Origin of the sequence: Cellulomonas massiliensis JC225 (assembly GCF_000312005.1) — a bacterium.
In the GTDB taxonomy this organism is placed as follows: domain Bacteria; phylum Actinomycetota; class Actinomycetes; order Actinomycetales; family Cellulomonadaceae; genus Cellulomonas; species Cellulomonas massiliensis.
The window spans coordinates 3,086,091-3,089,870 of record NZ_HE978588.1; the positions used below are offsets into that span (position 1 = coordinate 3,086,091).

Here is a 3,780-nt window from a genome sequence, read left to right on the forward strand (position 1 = left end):
CCGAGGCGACGAGGTCGACGAAGGGGGCGGCGAGCTCCGGGAAGGGGATCGCCACGCGCACCTCGCGCAGCGGCTGGCGCACCCGCAGGCCGTTCGCCTTCCGCAGGCCGAGCGTCGTCGAGACGATCTCCCGGACGCGGTCCATCGCGGCGACGAGCTCGGCGTCCGTGAAGTCGGTGCCCTGGACCCCGTCGCGCTCGAGGTCGGCCGAGCCGAGGCCCTCCGCCGTCACGATCTCCTCCGGCGTCGGCCAGTCGGTCAGGTGCACGCTGCGGCCGCCGGTCAGGCCCCGCCAGATCTCCTCCGAGACCAGCGGCGCCAGCGGCGCCATGACCCGCGTGAGCACCTCCAGCGCCGTCCAGAGCGTGTCGAAGGCCGTCTGGTCCTCGTCCCAGAACCGCTGGCGCTGCGTGCGCACGTACCAGTTCGTCAGCACGTCGAGGTGCTGGCGCACGGCCTCGCACGCCCCCGAGATGTCGTACTCGTCGAGGAGCGCCGTCACCCGGGTGACGAGCTCGCGCGTGCGCGCCAGCAGGTCGCGGTCGGCCGTCGCGAGCGAGCGCGCGCCGCCCTCGTCCACCCGGCGGGCACGCAGGCCCGCGCCGTCGTTCGCCGCGCCCGCGTAGAGCGTGAAGAAGTAGTACGTGCTCCACAGCGGGAGCAGGACCTGGCGGACCTCCTGGCGGATGCCCTCCTCCGCGACGATGAGGTTCCCGCCGCGCAGGATCGAGCTGGCCATGAGCGACCAGCGCACCGCGTCCGAGCCGTAGACGTCCCACATCTCGACCGGGTCGGGGAAGTTGCGCAGGGACTTGCTCGCCTTGCGGCCGTCGTCGCCCAGGACGATCCCGTGGCACATGACGTTGCGGAACGACGGACGGTCGAAGATCGCCGTCGCGAGCACGTGCAGCGTGTAGAACCAGCCGCGCGTCTGGCCGATGTACTCGACGATGAAGTCGCCCGGGTAGTGCTGCTCGAACCACTCGCGGTTCTCGAACGGGTAGTGGACCTGGGCGAACGGCATCGAGCCGGAGTCGAACCACACGTCCAGCACGTCCGGGATGCGGCGCATCGTCGAGCGGCCCGTCGGGTCGTCGGGGTTCGGGCGCGTGAGCTCGTCGATGTACGGCCGGTGCAGGTCGGGCTCGCCCTGCTCGTTCGTCGGCAGCCGGCCGAAGTCCGCCTCGAGCTCGGCGAGCGAGCCGTAGACGTCGACGCGCGGGTGCGCCGGGTCGTCGGAGACCCACACCGGGATGGGGGTGCCCCAGTAGCGGTTGCGGCTGATGGACCAGTCGCGCGCCCCCGCGAGCCACTTGCCGAACTGGCCGTCCTTGATGTGGCCGGGGATCCAGGTGATCTCCTGGTTGAGCTCCACCATGCGGTCGCGGAACTCCGTGACGCGCACGAACCACGACGAGACCGCCATGTAGATCAGCGGGTTCCGGCACCGCCAGCAGTGCGGGTAGGAGTGCTCGTAGGTCTCGTGCCGGACGACGGCCGACCGCAGGCCCTCGGGGACGCGCGCGAGCGCGCCGGTCCCGCTCTTGAGGTCGGCGATGATCGCCTTGTTCGCCTCGAAGACGTGCTGGCCCTCGTAGTCCGCGACGAGCGACGTGAAGCGGCCGCCCGCGTCGACCGGCACGACCGGCGCGATCCCCGCGGCCTCGCAGGTGGCCATGTCGTCCTCGCCGAACGCCGGCGCGAGGTGCACGATGCCCGAGCCGTCGTCGGTCGTCACGAAGTCCGCGGCGAGCACCTGGTGGGCGTTCTCGTGGCCGAGGAAGTAGTCGAACGGCGGCGTGTAGCCGCGGCCGACCAGGTCGGCGCCGGTGAGCTCCTGGACGACGGTCGCCTCGCCGAGCTCGCGGGCGTAGGCGCCGAGGCGCGCGGCGGCCAGGACGACGCGCTCGCCGGGGTGCGCCTGCCCGAACGGCGAGTCCTCGGCCGGCTCGACGACGACGTACTCGATCTCCGGCCCGACGGCCACGGCGAGGTTGCTGGGCAGCGTCCAGGGCGTCGTCGTCCAGATGAGCGCGAGCTCGCCGGTCTCCAGGCGCAGACCGACGGTCAGGGCCGGGTCCTGCCGGGACTGGTAGACGTCCGCGTCCATGCCGAGCTCGTGGTTCGACAGGGGCGTCTCGTCGCGCCAGCAGTACGGCAGCACGCGGTAGCCCTCGTACGCGAGCCCCTTGTCGTACAGCTGCTTGAAGCCCCAGATCACGGACTCCATGAACGTCACGTCGAGCGTCTTGTAGTCGTGGTCGAAGTCCACCCAGCGCGCCTGGCGCGTGACGTACTCGCGCCACTCCTGGGTGTACTTGAGCACCGACTCCCGGCACGCGGCGTTGAACGCGGCCAGGCCCATCTCCTCGATCTGGGCCTTCTCGGTGATGCCGAGCAGGCGCTGCGCCTCGAGCTCGGCGGGCAGCCCGTGCGTGTCCCACCCGAACCGGCGCTCGACGCGCTGGCCCCGCATCGTGCGGTAGCGCGGCACGACGTCCTTCGCGTACCCGGTCAGCAGGTGCCCGTAGTGCGGCAGGCCGTTCGCGAACGGCGGGCCGTCGTAGAACACGTACTCGTTGCTGCCGCCCTCCCCCGCCGGGCGCTGGTCGATCGACGCCTGGAACGTCCCGTCGGCGTCCCAGTGCGCGAGCACGTCCCGCTCCAGCGCGGGCAGGTCGGGCGAGGGGGCGACGTCGTCGGAGCGGTGCAGCGGGTAGCGCGTGCGGTCGGTCACCGGTCGGGTCTCCTGTGGTCGGCACCAGGGGTGCGTCGCTTCGGCCGCGAGGACGGACGCGCCGGACGGCCGGCGTGCCGCGGTACCACCTCGCTTGCCGGCGACCCGGGGGTCGTCGACCACTCTCCGACGGCTGTGACGGGCCTGCCCCGTCCGGTTCTACTGAGGCCGTACCCCGCGCGAGAGCCCCGCGAGGGTCCGGCCCGTTCTTCCGGAGGCTCGCCGGTGATGGCCGGGTCGACGCCTGTGCGGACGAGTCTAGCCGAGGGCGAGGTCGACGATCCCGGTGCGGGACAGCGCGCCCGCGAGCAGGTCCAGCGACGACGCCCGCCCGGCGTCCGACCCGCGCGGGTCGAGCGCGGCGAGGGCCAGGTCGGCGACGTCGTCCATCGCCCGGACGCACTGCGCGTAGGCGAGCCGGTCCGGGTCGATCTCGACCCGCCCGTAGCCGGTGAAGAACGCGGCCGCCTGCTCGGGCGTGACGGGCGCGTAGGCGAGCACGCCGCCGAGCAGGAACATGAGGTCGTGCTCGGGCGGCGCCAGCACCGCGTCGTCCCAGTCGACGAGCGCGACGTCGCGTGGCCCCGTGACGAGCACGTTGCCCAGGTGCGGGTCGCCGTGGCAGACGACGAGCGGGACCGAGCGGGGGTCGTCGCGCTGGCGCTGCTGCAGCCGGGCGCCGAGCCGGATGGAGCGCGTCCGGACCTCGAGGAGGCGGTGCCGCGCCGCCTGCCAGAGCACGCCGGCCTCGGCGGCGAGCTCGTCGACGACCGCCGAGGCGGTGCCGCGGTCCGCGGCGTCGAACGCGACGAGCGCGCGCCCCGGACGGAAGTCGGTGCGCGGCAGGTGCGGCGCCGCCTCCGGACGGACGGCGTGCGTCCGCGCGAGCAGCCGCCCGAACGCGGTCCACTGCGGCGGGGTCAGCGCGACGTCGAGGGCGCGGGGGCCGTCGAGCCAGGCGCTCACCGTGAGCCGCCCGCCGGAGCGCTCGGCCCACAGCGCGCCGGTCCGCGTGCGACGCGGCGGGGCCACGAGCGCCGGCG

Annotated in this window: 2 protein-coding genes; both read right to left on the bottom strand. The window is 73.5% G+C overall.

Annotation, left to right across the window (positions count from 1 at the left end; translation table 11 throughout):
• A partial coding sequence (gene ileS / locus HGCM_RS20015) for an isoleucine--tRNA ligase (RefSeq protein ID WP_051016094.1) occupies window positions 1–2,737 on the bottom strand: 2,737 nt, incomplete at its 3' end.
• A 258-nt stretch (window positions 2,738–2,995) separates the two neighbouring features.
• Window positions 2,996–3,780, bottom strand: a 785-nt coding sequence (locus HGCM_RS18445) for a phosphotransferase enzyme family protein (protein ID WP_019137561.1), incomplete at its 5' end; no start/stop codon positions are given.